The sequence below is a fragment of the Paraburkholderia fungorum genome, from assembly GCF_046026025.1.
Classification (GTDB): Bacteria; Pseudomonadota; Gammaproteobacteria; order Burkholderiales; family Burkholderiaceae; genus Paraburkholderia; species Paraburkholderia fungorum_E.
Window position 1 is genome coordinate 58299 of the sequence record NZ_JAQQFL010000026.1, and the last position, 20061, is coordinate 78359.

Annotated in this window: 16 protein-coding genes; 11 read left to right on the forward strand and 5 right to left on the reverse strand. The window is 59.6% G+C overall.

Going from position 1 to position 20061, the window contains the following annotated elements; all coding sequences use genetic code 11:
- Positions 1-39: 39 nt before the first annotated feature.
- On the reverse strand, positions 40-6306 hold the full coding sequence (locus PQR67_RS25460) for an RHS repeat-associated core domain-containing protein (RefSeq protein ID WP_408465311.1): 6267 nt from the start codon (positions 6304-6306) through the stop codon (positions 40-42).
- Between the two features lie 242 nt (positions 6307-6548).
- Positions 6549-6827: an RHS repeat domain-containing protein gene (locus PQR67_RS25465; RefSeq protein WP_408465313.1), complete on the reverse strand. Its 279-nt coding sequence runs from the start codon at positions 6825-6827 to the stop codon at positions 6549-6551.
- Positions 6828-7197: 370 nt separating this feature from the next.
- On the opposite strand from PQR67_RS25465, the gene gspG reads away from it, so the two are divergent.
- From gspG to PQR67_RS25485, 4 genes are read left to right on the forward strand one after another with little or no spacing between them, the layout of a single operon-like run.
- Positions 7198-7623 carry a type II secretion system major pseudopilin GspG gene (gene gspG, locus PQR67_RS25470; RefSeq protein ID WP_408465315.1) on the forward strand — a complete coding sequence of 142 codons (426 nt, stop codon included), beginning with the start codon at positions 7198-7200 and terminating at the stop codon, positions 7621-7623.
- A 52-nt stretch (positions 7624-7675) separates the two neighbouring features.
- Positions 7676-8920 (forward strand): type II secretion system F family protein, encoded by a 1245-nt coding sequence (locus PQR67_RS25475; protein WP_408465317.1) that lies wholly within the window; start codon positions 7676-7678, stop codon positions 8918-8920.
- Positions 8917-10641, forward strand: coding sequence for a GspE/PulE family protein (locus PQR67_RS25480; protein ID WP_408465319.1), 1725 nt, complete (start codon positions 8917-8919; stop codon positions 10639-10641). Before PQR67_RS25475 ends, PQR67_RS25480 begins: the two co-directional genes overlap by 4 nt.
- Positions 10622-11452 carry a hypothetical protein gene (locus tag PQR67_RS25485; protein ID WP_408465321.1) on the forward strand — a complete coding sequence of 277 codons (831 nt, stop codon included), beginning with the start codon at positions 10622-10624 and terminating at the stop codon, positions 11450-11452. Before PQR67_RS25480 ends, PQR67_RS25485 begins: the two co-directional genes overlap by 20 nt.
- Positions 11453-11506: 54 nt before the next feature.
- Here the strand turns inward: PQR67_RS25485 and PQR67_RS25490 are convergent, their stop codons facing one another.
- Complete coding sequence (locus PQR67_RS25490) at positions 11507-11641, reverse strand: hypothetical protein (RefSeq protein WP_408465323.1); 135 nt, start codon at positions 11639-11641, stop codon at positions 11507-11509.
- A gap of 45 nt (positions 11642-11686) precedes the next feature.
- Between PQR67_RS25490 and PQR67_RS25495 the strand changes: the two genes are divergently transcribed.
- The 7 genes from PQR67_RS25495 (at position 11687) to PQR67_RS25525 (ending at position 16907) form a co-directional block, all read left to right on the forward strand.
- The gene (locus PQR67_RS25495) at positions 11687-12007 is read left to right on the forward strand and encodes a PilN domain-containing protein (protein ID WP_408465325.1); all 321 of its coding nucleotides are present in this window, start codon (positions 11687-11689) and stop codon (positions 12005-12007) included.
- Complete coding sequence (locus PQR67_RS25500) at positions 12004-12582, forward strand: hypothetical protein (protein WP_408465327.1); 579 nt, start codon at positions 12004-12006, stop codon at positions 12580-12582. Before PQR67_RS25495 ends, PQR67_RS25500 begins: the two co-directional genes overlap by 4 nt.
- A 293-nt stretch (positions 12583-12875) precedes the next feature.
- Positions 12876-13193, forward strand: coding sequence for a hypothetical protein (locus tag PQR67_RS25505; protein ID WP_408465329.1), 318 nt, complete (start codon positions 12876-12878; stop codon positions 13191-13193).
- Positions 13194-13204: 11 nt separating this feature from the next.
- Positions 13205-15568 (forward strand): secretin GspD/PilQ domain-containing protein, encoded by a 2364-nt coding sequence (locus PQR67_RS25510; protein WP_408465331.1) that lies wholly within the window; start codon positions 13205-13207, stop codon positions 15566-15568.
- Between the two features lies 1 nt (position 15569).
- Positions 15570-16052 carry a type II secretion system protein gene (locus PQR67_RS25515; RefSeq protein WP_408465333.1) on the forward strand — a complete coding sequence of 161 codons (483 nt, stop codon included), beginning with the start codon at positions 15570-15572 and terminating at the stop codon, positions 16050-16052.
- A 1-nt stretch (position 16053) separates the two neighbouring features.
- Positions 16054-16443, forward strand: a complete 390-nt coding sequence (locus tag PQR67_RS25520; RefSeq protein WP_408465335.1) for a type IV pilin protein — start codon at positions 16054-16056, stop codon at positions 16441-16443.
- A 56-nt stretch (positions 16444-16499) separates the two neighbouring features.
- Positions 16500-16907: a type II secretion system protein gene (locus PQR67_RS25525; protein ID WP_408465337.1), complete on the forward strand. Its 408-nt coding sequence runs from the start codon at positions 16500-16502 to the stop codon at positions 16905-16907.
- Positions 16908-17090: 183 nt separating this feature from the next.
- Here the strand turns inward: PQR67_RS25525 and PQR67_RS25530 are convergent, their stop codons facing one another.
- The gene (locus tag PQR67_RS25530; protein ID WP_408465339.1) at positions 17091-18614 is read right to left on the reverse strand and encodes a CoA-acylating methylmalonate-semialdehyde dehydrogenase; all 1524 of its coding nucleotides are present in this window, start codon (positions 18612-18614) and stop codon (positions 17091-17093) included.
- A gap of 365 nt (positions 18615-18979) precedes the next feature.
- Positions 18980-20059: a dienelactone hydrolase family protein gene (locus PQR67_RS25535; protein WP_408465341.1), complete on the reverse strand. Its 1080-nt coding sequence runs from the start codon at positions 20057-20059 to the stop codon at positions 18980-18982.
- Between the last annotated feature and the right edge of the window lie 2 nt (positions 20060-20061).

Consider the following 20061-nt stretch of genomic DNA (forward strand, 5'->3'; position numbering starts at 1 on the left):
ACGCCGGATAGAATATCTACCCGGCCTCAGTCTAGCGGTTTATTTAAATCCAGAGCCGGAGGAAGTACCGGAGGAAGTTTTTGTGCCGCCTATGTTGGATGTAAACATCGAACTGGCTAGGCCGGTGGCCGCCCCAGAGTACGTATTTTCAACACCGGCCACTACCTTAGCGCCGCCCCCGCTGATTTTGCCGGCCGCTGAAACCACTTTGCCAATCCCCGGAGCCGCACTTGCGATGCCAGCAAGGACGCTACCGGTTACGGTCTGAGCGGTTGATGCGGATCCGGGATTTAGCATTCCCTTGGTGATTTCACCACTCGCACCTAATGCAAATAAAGAGCCGGTCTGCAATTTCGCAGCAGTCGACACAGCATTCTGTCCCGTCTTCATGGCAAGTTGTGTACCTACACTGGCTGCCCTGCCTCCGACCGGACCCGCAACAGCTCCAACACCAAAATCAATGAGCGCGTTCCAGGCAAGTGTCCCCGGATCTCTTTCTCCAGTTGCCCAGCTCACGCTGAACCCGATTCCTACATTGAGCGCTCCCATAGCAGCATTGACAAGCCATTGTCCGGTCGGATCCGTGTAGTTAACCGGATTGTTGCCCACATACGCATACAGGTTCAGATCATCAGCCGTCCCCACCGGATCGGTCTGCAGAAACCGCCCCAGGTGCGGCGCGTACATCCGCGCCTTGTAATAATACAGCTGCAGCCCCGCCACGTAATACTGCCCCGTGTACAGGAAGTTCGAGCGAGGCGTCGACCCCGTAGTCTCCCCGAACGGTCCGTACTTCACACTGTCAAGCGTCGCGCCCGCGCTATTCGCCGACGAAACAATGCTGCCCTGCTGGTCCGCGTACAGATACATCTTCGCGTTCGTACCCGCACCCTCGTACTGCACCAGCGGCGCATCCACTCCCGGGCCAAACACATAGCGATACTTCATCGCCCCCGCAACATCGTATTCCGCCGCCAGACTCTGACCGTCGTACAGCAGGTTTGTCGCCACATTGCTGTAGGCCAACCGCACCAGCCGCCCCTCCGGGTCATAGCCCAGCGTCGCGCTAACGCCGTTGCGGCGCGCCGTCGTCAGCCGGTTGTCCAGATCGTAGCTGTACGTCCATATCGACTGGGCCGTCACGTTGCCGTTGCGGTCGTACGTCAACGGCGAATTGCCCCACGACGTCGTGTACTGGTTCAGCGCGTTGGTCCTGAAGTCGCCCCCGAACATCGTCGGCGAATGCGCGTACGCGTGAATCGTCACGCTCCGCCTGATCTCCCCCAACTGGTTGCGCGTAAAGCTCGCCAGCCAGTCTTCCGCGCTACTGGTAAACCGATGGTTCAGATTCGACAACCAGCCCTGGTTGTCATACACCAGTTCCGTGCGCGTGCCGTTGCCAAGATCCATCTGCGTGCGCCGGTTAAGCGTGTCGTAGCTGTACTTCGCCAGGCTCTGCGTGCCGTTCTCGAGCATCTGCGTCGGCCGGCCGTAACTGTCGTACTGCGTGGTCACGTGGAAGCCGTCCGGCCAAGCGGTATCGGTCACATTGCCCGCCGCATCGTGAGCGTAGCGCAGTGTCCGGCCCGCCGCGCTGGTCTGCGTCAACTGGCCCAGACCGTCGTAGCTGTTCGTGATCGTGTGGCTTCCATCGCTGTACTGCGATGCGGTCTTCAGTCCACGCAGGTCGTAGCTGTACTGCACGTTGCCCACACCGCCCGGGAACGTACGCGTCGCCAGCCGGTTCAGCTCGTCGTAGCTCTGGTTGATCGTCTGGCCGTCGCGTTTCTTCAGCGAGATCAGGTTGCCGTTTGCATCCCACGTGTACTGCTCGTAGTTGTTCGAGTCGCCCATACCGGGCTGACCGTCCAGCGGATAGTGCGTGCGGTACAGCCGGTCGTGGCCGTCGTACAGATTGACCGTTGTGTTGCCTTTCGCGTCAGTCGTCAGCGCCACCGTCCCGTTCGGGTTGTAGGCGTAGCTCACATAGCTCTGCTCCAGACCCGTGCCAACCGCCTTGCGGATGCTCTTTACGCTGTCGTCCGCGTTGTACACCGTCTCGGTGACGCGGTTGCCGCCGTCGGCCGCCGCCATGTAACGCGTCACTCGCGACGGACGATGGTGGTCGTCATATGCCGTATCGATGATTGGCGTCGACGCGGCTTCGACCGGGCATGTGTTTACATTCGCCGTTTTCGCGGGACCCCAGACACGCACCACATCGCCCATCGCGTTGTAGCGTCTGCACGTCACCATCGCGCCGCCGGTGATTGCCACGCCGCGGCTGACCTCTCGGCTGTCCGCGTCGTAGCCGATCACCTCATCGCTCGCCAGCAGGTTCGCGTTGGTGCGGGTCACGTTGCCGCGCTTGTCGTAGGTATACGTGACGGTCGCGACGCCATCGCGCTTGCTCGTGATCAGTCGGCCCTCACTGTCGAAAGTGGTGACCGTCCTGATTGCCTGGCCGTCGGCGTCCTGGGTCGTGGTCGCCGGCGTGTAGTCGGCCGCGTAGCTGATCGTCGTCGCGGTGGTGCGCGTTGCGTCGATTTTTTCGGTGACGCGCACAGGGCGGGAGAACCGGCTGCCGCCCGCGGTTTGTGCGGACTCGTAGGTGATGCTGGTGCTCGGCGCCACGCCGTTCACCGCAGGCCGCGTTATGCTGGTCGGCAACCATTCGTTATACGTCGTCGTGGTGATCTGGCCTTTGGCGTCCGTGGCAGTCAGGACGTTGCCGTATCTCGGACTATATGTGAAACGCTGTGTCAACACGGGATCACTAGTGCCAGCCCGTGGAAGCCGGGACACGGTCGCTACGTTATGCGTACAGTCGAGCGGAAGGCTGGTGTACGTGCAGGGCACGTCGTCGTAGGTATATTCGGTGCGGCTGCCCTCGGGGTGAGTTTCGCGAACCAGGCGGTTCTGGCCGTCATAGTCCTTGATCGTCCAGTTTCCCATCGGATCACTGACTTGCAGCAGGTTGCCCTCGCCGTCGATATAGCTCGTGCGGCTCGATCCCCCCGGACCCACTTCCTCGCTGCGATAGCCGGCGAAGTAGTAGTTGAACAGGTTACCCGCAGCGCTTATCTGCGTCTTCACGCGGCCCAGCGTGTCATAGGTATTGCTGACCACCGGCGTGTTCGGAAAGGCCGGCTGATAGAACTTTGTCATCCGCCCGGGTTGCTCATACTCGAAGCGAGTGGTGATGCCGTCCGGATCAGTCATGCTGGCCAGGTTGTCGTTGCCGTCGTACGCATAGCGCACGGTCTGCTGCGAACTACCGACGCTCTGCAAACGATTATTCGCATAGGTCAGCGTCAGACTACGGCCGACGGTATTGTCGACGCGAGTCAGCAAATCGCCACTCCAGGTGAAGCTTACCGTCTTCCCATCCGGACCAAGGTAGTAGCTTGCCTTGCCTGATTCGAAGGTGTACCGCGCGCCACCGAGAATATGGTAGTCCGCTACGGCGGGGAACACGTTTAGATGCACAGCCTTGCCCGGCGGCGAACTGTACTTGCCATCCGGCAACCGCACGAACACGTCGCTGTTCAGACCGAACGTTGCGATCTGCGTGTTATCGACCAACTGGTCGCCAAACCAGCGCTGCGCCACCACCGCGCTCAGATACTTTTCAGTTAGAGCGAGCGGATCGTTCAGCAGGTCGAGTGACGCCTTATGTTCAACGATCGCACCAACAGCGTCGAGCGCGAGCCGGTCACCCATTCCGAGGAAGCCGTCGGACGCCTTGCGAAGACGGATGTCGTAGTTGTGCGTCCACCCTTTGCCCAGCACGCCATTCTGATTCTTCAGCCCGCTGCTGTAGAGACGCTGGAAGTTCAGGCTGTCGGGTGAATCACCGTAGCCCGTTTTGACATCCCGATGTTCATACAGGAAGTTGCCGTGCACCATGTCGATCGGATCGCCTGCGCTGAGCGCCGGTCCTGAGTAGAACGTCACACCCTGTGGCGACTGCGAATTGTTGATCGTGGCATTGTTGTAGGCAGGTGCTGACGAAGGCATCGTGAAGTAGCCACCCGAATACCCACCCGTGATGATCGAGCCAAGCATGTACACACCACCGGTGCCGAGGACGAAGTAGCCAACGCCTTTCCAACCGTTTTCGGCTAGTTGGCAGTTGCCCGGAATCAGCAACCGCAGGCCTTTGTTCAGATAGCCCTGGAAATTCCCAAGATGAACCTGGCAGTTGACCAGCGCTGGCTGGATCACATTCGCATAGCGCCCCCCGCCCGTGTTGTAGATCGTTTGTCCTTGACTTAAAGCCATGTCGAGCAACTTCACCGTCGAGACCGCCGACACCCCCGAAGTCTGATTGACCGCAGTTGACTCAAGAATCGACTGATGCATCCCGTTGCTGTCGAACACAGCCCTTTCCAGATTCGTGTCGCCTGCCATCTGGACGGGCGAACTCATACTGCTCGGCAAATCGACGTAGGGGCCATTGTAAAAACCAGCAATGCCGACCTGGTGCTGGTGGACCGTGTATGCATTCGCAAGGCGGTCAGTGATCGAGGCGCTGGCTGTTGTCTGCGACACCCATTGCGCACCCATCACCCCGAGGCTTGCACCCAGCACAGGTTCACTGGTATCAGCGTTACCGGCCGCACGAGTGTTCTCCAGATACTTAAGATAACTTTGCGACAGCCCTCGACCGGTCGGCCCCCAGCCGTTAGCTACAAGGTAAGTGCCGCCACCCTGGATGTGCTGGTCGAATGCATGGTCGGAGTCGGCATTGGCATACGCGTTATGCCATACGACAAAGGTGACGACGCTGTCGGCGCCTGGCGCGACAGCGCTCCCCGGCGCGCCGATTGCCTGGCCGTCAAGCTTGAGCACAGGCTGGTTCGATGCGTTGTACGTGATCGTCAGGCGTTTGCCGTAAATCGCGTCGGACGTGAAGGTCTGGTCGATGCCTTGATACACCACGCGCACGGTGGGCTTGAACCCGGTTGGAATATCAGTCCACTCCTCGACGTTCCACCGCGTATCCAGCAACGGATTCTGAGTTTGCCGGACAGCGCCGCCGTAAAAAGGCGCGATCGCTTTCCCACCGATGATGTCGCTGAGGGTAGCCGTCGGCTTATTCTTTCGAATCCAGTTCGCGAGGTTGGTCGCGGCGGTCTGCAGATCCGAGCGGATGCCGGCACGATTCAGGCCGCGCACCAGATCGCGGGTGACGGTCGCACCTGAGGTCGCGTTCTTCAGAAACGACGCTGCGTTATAGCCGGCAGCCACATTCAGGTCCACACCGGATTTGATTGTGTGCGGTTTATAACTCGGGTCGAACGTGTACCACGCGCCACCGATATTGGCTTTCACCCACACATGCTCGACCGAGATATCGGTCATCGCGGCGTTCAAACCCGGGCAATTGCCCGCCGTAGTCGCGCTGATACTGTAGACCGGAATCTGCGTCTGACCCATCAGGTTAAGCACCGCGCATGCGTTGCTGGTTGGCACGCCATACCAGTCGGAGAACTGCTGCGCACTGAGCTTGATCACACCGTGTACAAACCGCGCGTCATAACCCGACGTGCGCAGCAGCGACACCATCAACTGCGCCTGGTCGAATGCGCTGCCCTGATTGTCGAGCACTGCACCAAGCGCGCCCTTGTGGATGCCGCGCACCGGATCGATTTCAATGTTGTTGCGAACGTACTGATAAATCAGGTCCGGGTTGTAGCGCAGCGCACGAGCGAGTTCGTCGATCGATGCCGGGCCAGGCGGCGCATCGTTGCTGACGATACCGTTCGCACCCGTAACGCCGGCACCGCGAAGCAGTCCTTTCTTCGGCTGATCGAAGTTCTGCAGGTGAACGTCGTCGCCAGCGGCATGCGTGCGCTGGCGATCGAGCTTCGGCAGTGTTTCGATCGTGCCATTGGCGTTGATGCCTGCCGGCAGGTCACGGGCGACCTGCGCGTCGTGTGCGGTCGCATCTGCTTCGCTGACTGGCGGCATCGCTGCTCGCAAGCTGTTTGGTTGCGGAGCGAATTCTTCGCCAGTCTGGGTTGGGGAAGCCTTTAACAACCTCGGCTTATTGGGCGTGGATGGCTCACGGCCACGACGAATGAGTGGTTGTTGCTGGGCTTGCTGCGCGTTCGCGGCGATGTCTTTGTCGACGACAGCCGGCGTGGTACTGGAAAACTGAACGTTGCCAGCTTCTGCCTTGCCCAGATAAAGGCCCAGTATGCCCATAAGTGCCATGGCGACAACAGGGCGAATCGATTTGCGTTTGTGGCGGGCGCTATGACTGGTCGCGCGGACATCTACGGATGCGGCCTCGGGCATCGAACATTTCCTTGAAGATTAGTGTTTCAGCTTGCTGTTTTGCTACTACCCAATTTGCGCGCAGAGTGCCTCCTCCCTTGTGCGCAAAGGATTCGTGCTGCTTCTCACGGTCGAGCGGGACAATCAGACGCGATCGCAACCGCTCTCAGTGCTGAAGGTGTGCACGAGAGGTTGCAAAGGGCGCTACCGGTGTATCCCGTTGACCATCCGGCGCAGACGGTCAGGACGACGCTTATGAAGCGTCAGTTGATGACAACGGAGGTGCGGTTACCGGCCGTGTCATAGTTGTAGATAACGGTGGTGATTTCGCCATCGTCGTTGTAGGCGACCTTTGTCAGCCGCCCCAGTGCGTCATACGTGTAGTTAGTGTCACTGGCGCAAAACGCTGCCGCGGAAGACGCTAGCAAAACAATGCTGGCCGCAAGACCCACTGCATGCCGTATTCCCCTGTACTCAATCCACTTGCGAACTGCGCCGCGTGGTTTTCCCCGCATGCTTCCCGACGCTTCTTTGCTGCTCACTTCGCCATCTCCTTGTTTCGGCTTGTGCTTCTCAGGACCTAGGACTGAACCCATCCGGTGGACCGTCCTGCCATTGCTGCGCAGATCCTTTACTACCCGGGCAACACGACTGACCCATATTCTCTTAACAACATCCCATGCATTACCAACTTGTAACCAATATTACATATCACTTAACACGCGATCAACATCAATTTTCTCCATAAATTAGAAATCCAAAGCAAATCAAATGGATCACATGAAAGTGTCAAATTAGGTGACAAAGTATTGCTATCGAGTCCGACGACGTGCAATGCTCCTGGTCCGTCTGCCGGGGTCCGGCGATTCAAGCCCAATCGGCAACTGATGCCAAACAACACTTAGCAAAACTATGAAATATGTAAAGGCGCGTGACCAGCGCGGCTTCACGCTGCTCGAGCTGCTGGTTGTTCTGGTAATCATCGGCCTGCTCGCTGGCATTGTCGGTCCGCGACTGTTTGCCAATGTGGACAAATCCAAAGTGACCACGGCAAAGGCACAGATCAACGTTTTGAGCAAAGCGGTTGAACAGGTGCGGCTGGATATCGGCCGCTATCCCACAGCGCAGGAAGGATTGGCCCTGCTTACGTCGCCACCCGCCGACGGCACTTCCGGCTGGAATGGCCCCTATCTGACCAAAGCCGTGCCGCTGGATCCGTGGGGCATGACATACCGCTATGTCTTTCCCGGCACGCGCAATCCGGATTACGACATCGTGTCGGATGGGCTGGAGAAACAAGGTACGGGCAGCAACGCAAACCCGGAAATCCACAACTAGGCCACGAGCGGCTGTAACAGGTAAGTGATCCAGGATCGTGACGAAATTTGTCTTGCTCGGGCTGAATGCGCGTGGGGAACTCCAGCAGTTTGACCTGCTTGCCGCGAACCGAAAGGATGCGCAGCAGGAAGGCGTTCGGTGCGCGAGGCAAGCCGGGGTACAGATGGTCGAAGTCTGTGCAGCCGTCGCCGGCACGGCAGGTTCGCCCCGCGAGCGCATTTCTGTCGCCGGCTTGTTCCGGCGCAACCGCTTCGATCTATCCCTGTTCGTGTACGAACTGCTGGCACTGCTGCGCGCCGGGCTCGCCCTGACCGAGGCGCTGGACACCCTGGACGAGCGCCGGCGGCAGAACGGCGCCGGCACGTCCGTGGAAGAGAAAGGTCACTATGTCTTGCACGACCTGATTCGCCTGATGCAGGAGGGCAAGTCGTTTTCAGCCGCGTTAGCGGTGCATCCGGACTGCTTTTCGGGGTTGTTTATCGCCATGGTTGCAGCGAGCGAGCAGACAGGCGGGATGACGCAGGCGCTAGAGCGATATCTGCAACATGACGCCCAGGTGACCCTCGTACGGCAAAAAATGACCGCAGCCTCACTGTATCCGGCCATGCTGTTAATCACAGGAACGGTCGTCGCTTTCTTTCTGGTCTGGTTTCTCGTACCGCGCTTCGGGCATGTGTATGAGGGGATGACGCATAGCGAGTTGCCGTTGCTGTCGCAATGGTTAATCAGCTTTGGGCTGTTCGTCAGTGATCACACAGCGGCATCGGTGGCCTGCCTGAGCGCCACGCTCGCCGCCGCAGTCGCGCTGCCGATGCGTCCGGCGGTGCAGCAGAAATGCCTCGCCATGCTCGGTCGAATCGAATGGATAGGCGGCATATTGAAGTTGATGCAGTTGACCCGCTTCTATCGCTCGCTTGGCATGCTGCTGCAAGGTGGCGTTGCGCTGCTGCCATCACTCGAAATGACACGAGAACTTTTGCCGCTTACGCTTCAGTCAGGTCTGACACGGTCGATGTTGAGCATAGCGCAGGGCAAGGAGATGAGCCAGAGCTTGCAGCATGAAAACCTGATGACCTCAGTTGCGCTGCGCCTGCTGCGTGCCGGCGAGCGCAACGGCCAGATTGCTGGAATGCTGGAGCAGGCGGCACTGTTTCACGAGCGTGAAATCATGCAATGGGTTGACCGGTTTGCGCGCCTGGTTGAGCCTGTACTGATGCTGGTAATGGGATTGGGAATCGGGCTGATCGTGGTGTTGCTGTACCTGCCTATTTTCGACCTGGCCGGGAGTCTGCAATGAACAACCCAGCGGCCGGAGCGCTCACCGAACCCGCCCAACGCGCCTTGCTGATCCGGCGAGCGAGCGAACTCGCGCTCAGCGGCGGTGAAGCCGTCCTTAGCGTGCTGGAAGGACTTGCCGGATTGTCGCCAGACGAGGCGTTACAGTTTGCCTCGAGCGAAAGCGGTATGCCGGTTCAGCGGCTAACGCAAATGGAAGCAATGTCCCCTGATTTTTCAGTGTTCAGTTACGCGGAATGCCTCAAGCAAAACTGCGTCGTTCTGAACAATGCTGCCGGTAGCGCCGGGGACGGCGGCAGCAGCGAGCCCGGCCGGATCTTTGTCTGTGACGATCCCTGGAACGACACGCTGATTTCGGTCGCGAGTTACCGGCTGGCGGGTTACTTCGAGGTGGCGTGCGCCCATCCGCTCGAGCTAAAGGTCTTGCTTGCACGTTTTGGCAGCGATCAGGAGGCATTGACTCAACTGATCCATCTCGACAGGACGGACACCGGCGCGCTGGACGCTGAAGAGATTTCGCTCGCGTCGATCGCCAGCGACGAAAGCCAGGTCGTGCGCCTCGTGAATTCGACGCTTTACGACGCTCATCGGAACCGCGTCTCCGACATCCATTTCGAGAACTCCCTGCGCGGACTGACAATCAAGTATCGGATCGACGGCGTGATTTCCACCGCACGTGCATTGCCGGACCCAAGTCTGGCCGAGCAGGTTATTTCGCGTTTGAAGGTGATGGCGGAACTCGATATCGGCGAAAAACGGATTCCACAAGACGGGCGATTCTCGGTCTCCATCCAGGCGCGCGAGGTTGATTTTCGCGTCTCGATCATGCCCGGCCTGTTCGGTGAGGATGCGGTGTTGCGTATCCTGGACCGGCAGTCGCTGACAGCCGACATGGCGCAATTGAATCTGGACATGCTGGGCATCGACGCGACGACGCGCCAGGTGATGCGCAGACTGGCGAATCAACCGTACGGCATGCTCCTTGTGACGGGGCCAACAGGCTCGGGCAAAACGACTACGCTGTATGCCACGCTTTCTGAGATCAAGCGTGGCGATGACAAGATCATCACCATCGAGGATCCCGTCGAGTATCAACTCGAAGACATCCTGCAGATTCCAGTAAACGAAAAAAAGGGGCTGACGTTTGCTCGCGGACTACGCTCGATTTTGCGGCATGACCCTGACCGGATACTGGTCGGCGAGATCCGTGATCGCGAAACCGCGGAAATCGCGATTCAGGCTGCCCTGACAGGTCATCTCGTCTACACGACAGTCCATGCAAACAACGTGTTCGATGTGCTGAGCCGCTTCCGGCATATGCAGATTGATCCCTATAGCTTCGTGACGGCGCTGAACGGCGTAGTGGCGCAGCGGCTCGTCCGACTCGTTTGCACTCAATGCGCCGTAGCGTTTATTCCGGACGACGCGCTCTTGCAAGACTCGCATGTCACGCGTGAGCAACTGGCGGACGGCCGTCTGATGCAAGGAACGGGCTGCGCGCATTGCCGCAGCAGTGGCTATCGCGGCCGGCGCGCACTGGCCGAAGTACTGACGCTGGACGACGATCTGCGCGAGGCCATTTTGCAACAAATGCCAGCAAGCCAGCTAAAGGAAATGGCACGCCAACGCGGCATGCGTTCAATGCGAGAACAAGCCGTTAACGTGGTGCGCCTCGGTCAGACCACCCTGGAGGAAATCAACCGTGTCACGTTTACTGGCTAACCGGCTGATGCAGTTGGCCAAGCGGGTCCGCAATCTGCTCATCAGAATCGGCCGTGCCGAACGGCTGCGCATTTATCTCGGCCGGAACGGGCTGGCAGTTTGCGTCGTGACCGGCCGCTTCCGGCCTGTGGTGCGGAGTAAAGCCATTTTGCCCTCCACTCCATCGCCCTGCGATGGTACGCATAGCGTTTCAGCGGCCCTCACTGCGTTGACCACGTGGTTGCGCGTGCATCCGCGCCGGAGTCCGATCGAATGGGTCATCGGGATCGACCATGTGCGTTATTTGCTGTTGCCATGGGACAAACGCCTCTCGAGCCAATCGTTCTGCCATACGCTGGCGGCCGCGCTGTTCGCGCAGCAGTCCGCGGCCAGCGAGATTCCGTTTTCCGAATACCAGATCCGCTTTGCACCGCTCGCGTTCAACCGGCCGCTTCTGGCGGCGCTGATCCCGTGTGAAGTCATACGAGAAATCACCGCATTCGCCTCCCAACACCAGTGCGTCACCCGTCGCATTACGCCAGCCTTGAGCGCGGTCTGGGACCGCTTTTTTGTCCGCATGAAAAGCGATTCCGGTGTGCTGGCGCTCGTTGAAGAACAGCGTCTGTTGCGCGTGACGTACGACCATGGGCACATCACTTCGCTATCCGTCCGGCCGTTCTCCGAAGAGCGGACAGCGGCCATTCCGGGCGGCGTGACGCTCGCTTTCCCTGCACCGAGCCTGACAACCGCGGCAAGCGACGACTTGGCGCTGCAAGGCTTGGCGCCGGAAGATGACGCGCGCTTTGCCTACGCACTTTGCGGGGTGTTCTGAATGGCCCGTCTGTGTTGGAATTTTGCCCAACGGCGTAGGCGGACTCAGCCGTGTTCAATCGTCTGCGTCGTCGCCCTGATGGGTTGTATCCATGCACTGTGGTGGCGGCATGACCTGCTGCAACGGCGCGAACACGTAGCCGGGCAAGCTCAGGAAGCGTTTCGCCATGCAGCGGCCCGCGAACATCATGATTCATCTCCGCCACCTGCCGCACTCACCCAGGTGTTTGCAGAGATGCGCTATCCGTGGAACGACGTGCTGGACAGCCTGCAACGCGTGACCAAACCCGGCCTTGATCTGCTTACGCTGGAACCGGACGCCGGAACGATCCGCCGCATGCATATCAGTGGCGTGGCGAACCAGGTCCAAGACGTGTTCGACCTGATCGCGGCGCTGCAGGGGGACCACGCCTGGTCCTCAGTGCAACTGATCAGCCAGACGAGAAACGACGAAGCCGGTGTACCACGCCCCAATGTCTCCGCGCTCCCGAAGCTGCCCACCGCCCTCCCTCGCAGCATTTCGTTTTCGCTGGTAGCAGAATGGGGGCGATCGTGAACGAGAAAAAACTCCAGCCAATTATCCTCTGGTATCTCGCATGCGTCTTGAACCGGGTGGAGTGGCAACACACCACGGCAATGGGCCTGTTGGCCTTATGGGCAACGCTGATTGGCACGATAGATTGGCCACTGCAGGTAGAGACGCGGCAGATGACATTGCGGCTATCCCAGCACATGGTTCCGGAACCGACAAAGCCGCGCTCAGGCGCGCAGCAATCAACACCGCGAGATGTGACGCAGGAGTTCATGGCGTCCCTGCCCGAGTTTGAAAAGTATGCGGAGCAGCTTCGCGAGTTGAATTCTCTGGCGGACAAAAGCAGCGTCGTCATCGTGCGCATTGATTACCGTTACGAGCAGATGCCTGCGCTGCCAATCCGGAAGCTGACTCTGCGCATGGATGTAAGGGGAGACGAAGCGCAGCAACGCAAGTTCTTGCAGACGATGCTGAACGCCATCCCGAATCTCTCGGTCGCGCGCCTCGCGTTCATAAAGAGCACAGATAGCGTCAGCAAGGTCGAGCAGAAGCTTGATGTGAACCTGTACTATCAGTCGCGCCAGAAGGCCGCCGCATGAGGCTGACCGTTTCAACTCCCGTGCAATCTATACTAGTGGCGACAATAGTAGGCTGCGTCGTCCTGCTACTCCGTCCTGAACCCGTCGAGCTACCGCTGCCTGTCGTCGCGCGCACATCTACCGCAACGGGACGGCGGACCGCCACGCCGAAGATCGCGCATCAAGAGGACCGGCCCTGGAGCCGGCCACTGCTGCCCGAGCCAGTGGCGCACAAAGCGATCGTTCAGCAGACATCGGAACTGCCCCCTCTGCCGCCACCCGGATTCAATCCAGACGCGCACTCGACGCCTCCCTTGCCGCCCCTCCCAGCCGCGCTGGTCCAACCGGACGTGGTTTATCTGGGCCGCATGATCAAGGACGGCAAGGTGCAAGTGTTTTTCGCATCGAGCGGCGATCCGGTCGTCCTGGGCACGGGCGACGTGCTCAACGGCCGTTGGCGCATTCAGGCAATTTCGACAACGGCCGTCACGCTGCATCACTTGCAAACAGGGGAAACACGGCAGGTTGCGATGGGAGGCAGCGCTGATCCGCATCCAGGTAGCGTGGCAACGGTTCAGATCGGCCAACGGTTTCTCGCAAGCCAACCCATACAACAGCAAAAGACCGACTAACAGGCAGACGGATGAGCAATGAGCGGTTCTGGTATCAGCATTTGTGCGCGCACGCACTCTCATACGTGCAATGGCTTGCACTAGCGTTATGCATTGGTGCACTGGTATCCGGCGTCAGCGGCTGTGCCGGCTACAACGACTGGCGCGATGGCAACAAGCTACTAAAGGAAGGCAAGGTCGGCGAAGGCTTGGGGCGGATGCAGCAGGCATCACTGGAAAATCCGCAACAGTACCGAATGAAGTTCATTGCCCAGCGCGATCATCAAGTGCAATCGCTGATGCAAAAGGCAGCGGTGGCTCGCTATAACGGATATGCCGACGAAGCGCTCGCAGCATATCAGGACGTGTTGCATTACGACCCGCAGAATACGGAAGCACTGCGTGGCGTCGCGTTGATCGCTCGTGAGCAACGCGAAAAGACTGAACTGGAAGAGGCCAGATCAGCGCTCGGCAAAAGCGATGCGGCCACAGCAAGGCAATTACTGAATGCCATCATGTCGGAAAATCCCGGCCATGCGCAGGCCCGCCAGATGTTGCAGCAGATCGACGCGCAATACACACGTGCCACCATGATGCTGCCGGCACTAAACCAATCGTTGCAGACGCCGGTTACGCTGGAACTGAAGGATGTCGACATCCGCTCTATCCTTTCGATCCTGACGCAGACGTCCGGCATCGGCTTCGTGCTGGACAAGGACGTGAGTCCCGAGCTACGCGCCACTATCTACGCAAGGAATACCACCGTCATCGACGCGCTGAACCTGATTCTGCAGACCTCGCAACTCGACAAGAAGGTCCTGAACGACAGCACAGTTCTTATCTATCCAGCCACCGACGAGAAAAGGAAGCGCTATGACGACCTGGTCGTGCGGTCCTATTACCTGAACAGCGCCGATCCAAAGAAAGTCCAGGAAATGCTACGCGCGGTGGTAGCGCCGAAGTCGATATATGTAGATGACCGGCTCAAAATGTTAGTGGTGCGTGACACCGAATCGGTCCAGGACACCATTGTTCGTCTGCTCGATCTATACGATATTGCCAGCCCCGAGGTGATCCTCGATGTGGAAGTCCTGGAGGTCAATTCCAACGACCTGCTTAACCTCGGCATCCAGTTTCCCACTAGTGTCAGCGCGAGCCTTGTTGGGCCAGCGGGTGTGCCTGCCAGCCTGACCATCGATGAACTGAAAGGCCTGAACAAGAACAGCTTCCCGTTGACCTTTCCCGACCCTCTCGCTGTCCTGAACCTGCGACAGACCAGCGGCAGTACGCACATGCTGGCCAATCCGCGCATTCGCGTGCTCAATCGGGAGAAGGCCAGTGTGCTGATCGGCGACAAGGTACCCGTGATCACCTCTACGGTGAATCAGACTTCCAACGCGATCACCGAGTCGGTCAGTTATCTCGATGTCGGCTTGAAACTAGAGGTGGAACCTGAAATTCATGTCGACAATGATGTGACGATGCGAGTCGCGCTGGAGGTAAGCAATATTGTCAAGGAAGTCCGCTCATCCGCCACCGGCCTGCTTGCATACCAGATCGGTACACGCAACGCGAATACGGTGTTGCGCCTGCACGAAGGTGAAACCCAGGCGCTGGCAGGATTGATCAAAACCGACAGCCAGGAATCCGGTACCCATATTCCTGGCTTGGGAAAAATCCCGGTGCTCGGGCGGCTATTTTCTAACGATAGCGATAGCAATACCCGCTCCGAAATTGTTTTGCTAATTACACCGCATGTGGCGCGTTCGCTGGCGATGCCGAACGCCTACGCGCAAGCATTCCCGAGCGGAACCGCCGAGCAGGTGTCGACTCGACCGCTACGTCTGACGCCCGCGGCACAGTACAGCGATTCAGATAGCCCGCCTCCTCCGGCTGCTTCAACGGGGGATACCGCAGTCACCGCGTCATCGGCAGCTTCAGGGCCGCGCTCCGCTGCGATCGCGTCATCCTCCGGCGCTCGGGCTCTCGGTACGTCGCAAAACCCACAGGATCGGGCAGACGCGGTCCGTTTCGATATTGCCGTGCCTTCGCAGGCTGCGCCGAAAACTGGCTTTACTGTCAACCTGCTGGCCAATGGCTCAGGTTTTGAAACAGCGGAACTCGATCTCGTGCTGGACCAGCCCGATATCCAACTGCTCAAGGTTGAGCCACGCGCCGGCGTTGCGCTCGATGCGAAGCAGAGCGGTAATAGTCTTCATATTTCGATTGGTAAAGCGGTCGCCGATGGTTCGCTCGCAATGATCACGTTTCAGGCGAATCACCCATCGAATGGGCCAGTCAATCTGTCATTGCAGAACCTGAAGGTGGAGAAAGAAAACCACGCACAGATCGCCACCACGGTGGGCCTCCCCAAACAGATCGTCGTTTCCCCGTAAGATGAAGCAGAAGCCCCTGGATTCCGGATTTACCCTGATCGAAATGATCGTCACGGTCGCGCTGGTGGCGATCATTGCGTCGGTTGCGACACCGTTCGTCAAATTGCATCAGCAGCGTGAGAAGGAGCACGAGCTAAAAGAGGCGTTGCGAGAGATCCGGACTGCGATTGATGCCTACAAACAAGCCGGTGACGAAGGCCGGATTGCACGTTCACACGATTCGACCGGTTACCCAAAATCCCTGAACGAACTGGTGACCGGCGTCGTGAATCAGCGCGATTCGAAAGGTAAGAAGATTTACTTTCTGCGCCGTGTGCCGCGCGATCCGATGAATCCTGCGCCGTCGGCGCCCGCTCAAGACAGCTGGGGTAAGCGCAGCTACTCCAGCGAAGCCGACGATCCACGAGACGATGGCGATGTGTACGACGTATTTTCGCTGAGTGACCGGAAGGGAACCAACGGCATCCCTTATCGGCAATGGTGAAATGAAGAGGGCCCTGCAAAAGCAGAATCGTGGCTTCACGCTGATTGAATTGCTGGTGGTGCTCGCGATCGTGGCGACGCTGCTCTCGATTGTCGCGCCGCGCTATGTTCATCAAACCGACCGCGCAAAGGAAGCTGCGTTGAAAGCCAATCTATCGGTCTTGCGCCGGGCGATGGACGAGTATTACAGCGATACGGGCAAGTACCCGGGAAACCTCTCCGCGCTAACCGAGCACGGCTATCTGCGAGCACTACCGACGGACCCTGTAACCAATCGCTCCGATAGCTGGGTGCCGGTGCCGGGCGCCGATGAAGACGATAAAACTGTCGTCGACGTCAGGAGTGGCGCGCGAGGCAAAGCGCTGGACGGCACGGAATACGACTCGTGGTGAACAGATTCTCCCGCTTTGGACGCCAACGAGGCGTAGCGTACTTCTGGGCACTGCTGATGGTGCTGTTCATCACGCTCGGTCTTGGCAGGCTGCTTGAGAATGTGGCGAAGTCAAACCAGCGCGCTCGGGAAGCTGAGTTGCTGTACACCGGCAATCAGTATCAGGACGCAATCCGGCAATACTGGCAGAGTACGCCGGTCGGTGCACGACCGTATCCAGAGAAACTTGACGATCTACTGCGCGACCCGCGCTATCCCGTGATACGCCGCTATCTGCGCAGGCTCTATCCAGATCCGATAACAGGGCAGGCTTTCGTGCCCATTCCCGCGCCCGGCGGCGGCGTGATGGGGGTACGCAGTACATCGCGGCGCAAACCGGTCAAGGTGGCCGGATTCACAACGAATCCGATAGCATTTGCCGCGGCGCAAAGTTACCAGCAGTGGGAGTTCAGTTATGCCCCATGAGGAAGCGCACGATGCCATGCGATGCGATCACTGGATCGGATACAGAATGGCCTATCGCTGCCTTGATCACGATCGAACAATCGGCAAGGGTGCAGCCCTGAGGCTGCACCCTTGCCACACCACCTGGCATGCAGGCGCACCCGACTATCTGTCAGATCAAGTCCAGGCCAATACAAATATTGCCTACTTCGCGACCGGCATCGTGAACTCCGCGCCCTTCGCAATGCTATCCGGCCAGCGCTGCATGATGCTCTTATAGCGCGTGTAGAACCGCACGCCTTCCTCGCCATACGCATGGTGATCGCCGAACAGCGAACGCTTCCAGCCGCCGAACGAGTGCCATGCCATCGGCACCGGAATCGGTACATTGATGCCGACCATGCCCACCTGAATCTGCCGGCCGAACGCGCGCGCCACGCCGCCGTCCGAGGTGAAGAGCGACACGCCGTTGCCGAACTCATGCGCGTTGATCAGTTCAACCGCGCTCGCGAAATCGGGCACACGAACCACCGCCAGCACCGGCCCGAAGATTTCTTCCTTGTAGATCTTCATCCCGGTGCCGACCTGGTCGAACAGCGTGCCGCCGATGAAGAAACCGTCTTCCTTCGTAACCGGATGAGCACGCCCGTCGACGATCAGCTTCGCGCCCTCTGCCACGCCCGAATCGATATAACCGGCCACCTTGGCCTTATGTTCGGCAGTAACCAAGGGACCCATTTCGGCGTCGAGATGCTCGCCGTTCTTGATCACCAGCGACTTCACGCGCGGCACCAGGCGCTCGATCAGTTCATCGGCGACATTGCCGACCGCCACCGCGACCGAGATCGCCATGCAGCGCTCGCCCGCCGAACCGTAGGCGGCACCGATCAGGGCGTCGACCGCCTGGTCCAGATCGGCGTCCGGCATCACCACCAGATGATTCTTCGCACCGCCGAGCGCCTGCACACGCTTGCCGCGCTTCGACGCTTCCGTATAGATGTATTCGGCAATCGGCGTGGACCCGACAAACGACAGCGCCGCAACGTCCGGGTGTTCGATCAGCGCGTCCACCGCCACCTTGTCGCCGTTCACGACGTTGAACACGCCGTCCGGCAGACCGGCTTCCTTCAGCAGTTCGGCAATGCGCAACGCCGCCGACGGGTCACGTTCCGACGGCTTCAGCACGAACGTGTTGCCGCAAGCCAGCGCCACCGGGAACATCCACATCGGCACCATCACCGGGAAATTGAACGGCGTGATCCCCGCCACCACGCCCAGCGCCTGACGCAGATTCCAGTTGTCGATGCCGCCGCCGATCTGGTCGGTGAAATCGGTCTTCAGCAAGTTCGGAATGCCGCAGGCGAACTCGACCACTTCGATACCGCGCACCACTTCGCCTTGTGCGTCCGTGAACACCTTGCCGTGTTCGCGCGTGATCAGCATGGCGAGTTCGTCGTGATGCCGGTTCAGCAGTTCCTTGAACTTGAACAGAATGCGGGCGCGCTTGATCGGCGCGGTTTCGCTCCAGGCGGGAAAAGCGGCCTTCGCGGCCTTGACCGCCGCGTCCACTTCCTCGACCGACGCCAGCGCGACCGAACCGGTCACCTGGCCGGTCGCCGGATTGAATACGTCCTTGAAGCGGCCGCTGCTCGACGCAGCCGGCGCGCCGCCGATGTAGTGGCCCAATTGCTGCACCGACAACTTCGCTTGTTCGTTCACTGCATTCATTTCGTTACCTCGAGTTCGGGATAGGCCGCGAGCGCGGGCCACTGGGCCAAAAGCAAAAAGATCAGGCGACGTCGCACTGCACGCGAGCGGGGGAATGGAGGGGACTGCGCCAGGCGGTCCCTGGCTCGTCGGCAGGCTCCATCAAGACCTGCCAACTGTATCGACGGTGCCGGTCATATTCCCGATACAGCACAATAAAACCGCGCCTCACTGTATTGTTTTTTGCATGGCAACTGTATTGGCCGGCGAGGTCCGCGAGGCATACGAAACGGCGGCTATCCGGGAAAACGCCGCCCCGTGCGGTACGGCGCCATCACGTTGTGCACCGGTACGCGGCGATGCGTATCGCCGCGTTCATAGTACGGTCAGTGCCACTGCTCGGTCAGTTCGTTGGCCAGCACCATCTTCTGCCGAACGAGTTCCGCAAAACCGGCATCCACACCGCCCTGCGCCTTGAGGAATTTCAGCGCCGCGGAATGAACCGCCCGCATCGAGCGCCCATCGATCCCGGCCATGCGCGCCGCGCTGCGACGCGTTTCCTCGACCAGATCGCGCGCGCTGCTGAAATCGGGCGACAAGCCGCTCTGGGCCAGAAACCCGGCGCGCAGTTCATCCGCATAGTCACGCGACTGCCCGAGGCGGTCGACGTCGATCATCAGATCGACGCCATCCGCCATCCGCAACGCGCAGAGAATCCATAGCGCGACGAACGCCCGATAGGCGTTGTTGCCCTCCGCCGTGCGCGCATAGTGCTCGCAAGCCATGGCGTAAGCGTCATCCGAAGCCTGCGCAACGGGCGGCAGGCTCACGCCGCAGATCTCGATGGCCTGCCGGACCAGTGGCTCCGACTGATTCAGACCCAGCACCCGGAACGGCGCGGCCACGAAGAACGGATTGCTCCATTGCTGATTAAGCAGCCATCCCGAGGCAAACTGCGAGGCGGGATTTCGCAGCACGGCGGCATGCATGGCTTGCGGGAAGGCGCGCCTGAGCCACGGCAGCCGGCCCGACGAGCGGCAAAACTTGAAGACAGGTACGCGGCTCTCGCCGGCAGTGCGCTCGCACAGATGGGTCAAATAGGCCTGCAACGCGGGGAATTCCGCGTCGGGTACCACTGAGAAACGATCCGTGCCGAAGCGCTTGCTGTATCCGGCTACGCCGCGCGCGCTCTCCTGCAGAAACGGCCGGTACTCCTCGAAGTACGGCGCGGCGAGCGGGGGGTGTCCGGAGGTCAGGGTAGGACGGGAGGCGGAAACGTCGGCGAGGCTCAGATCGGCGAGCACGTTGCTCAGCGGTTCGTAGAATCCGGTCACGGAATCGAGCGCGCGCAGGCGCGACCAGATCCACGTTCCCGCGCTGCGCCAGCCCGTGTGCAGAAATACCCCTTGTTTCAGGGCACTGTGTTGCGGGTCGTCGGCTGGCTGGGAAGCTGGATCGTTCGGCATGC

Bases quoted from the DNA above. Each gene is read 5' to 3' on its own strand.
- PQR67_RS25490 (WP_408465323.1), bottom strand. From the start codon at position 11,641: ATGATGTTCGCGGGCCGCTGCATGGCGAAACGCTTCCTGAGCTTGCCC.
- PQR67_RS25525 (WP_408465337.1), top strand. From the start codon at position 16,500: ATGGTGCTGTTCATCACGCTCGGTCTTGGCAGGCTGCTTGAGAATGTG.
- PQR67_RS25460 (WP_408465311.1), bottom strand. From the start codon at position 6,306: ATGCCCGAGGCCGCATCCGTAGATGTCCGCGCGACCAGTCATAGCGCC.
- PQR67_RS25520 (WP_408465335.1), top strand. From the start codon at position 16,054: ATGAAGAGGGCCCTGCAAAAGCAGAATCGTGGCTTCACGCTGATTGAA.
- PQR67_RS25515 (WP_408465333.1), top strand. From the start codon at position 15,570: ATGAAGCAGAAGCCCCTGGATTCCGGATTTACCCTGATCGAAATGATC.
- PQR67_RS25495 (WP_408465325.1), top strand. From the start codon at position 11,687: ATGCGCTATCCGTGGAACGACGTGCTGGACAGCCTGCAACGCGTGACC.
- PQR67_RS25530 (WP_408465339.1), bottom strand. From the start codon at position 18,614: ATGAATGCAGTGAACGAACAAGCGAAGTTGTCGGTGCAGCAATTGGGC.
- PQR67_RS25510 (WP_408465331.1), top strand. From the start codon at position 13,205: ATGAGCAATGAGCGGTTCTGGTATCAGCATTTGTGCGCGCACGCACTC.
- PQR67_RS25480 (WP_408465319.1), top strand. From the start codon at position 8,917: ATGAACAACCCAGCGGCCGGAGCGCTCACCGAACCCGCCCAACGCGCC.
- PQR67_RS25535 (WP_408465341.1), bottom strand. From the start codon at position 20,059: ATGCCGAACGATCCAGCTTCCCAGCCAGCCGACGACCCGCAACACAGT.
- gspG (WP_408465315.1), top strand. From the start codon at position 7,198: ATGAAATATGTAAAGGCGCGTGACCAGCGCGGCTTCACGCTGCTCGAG.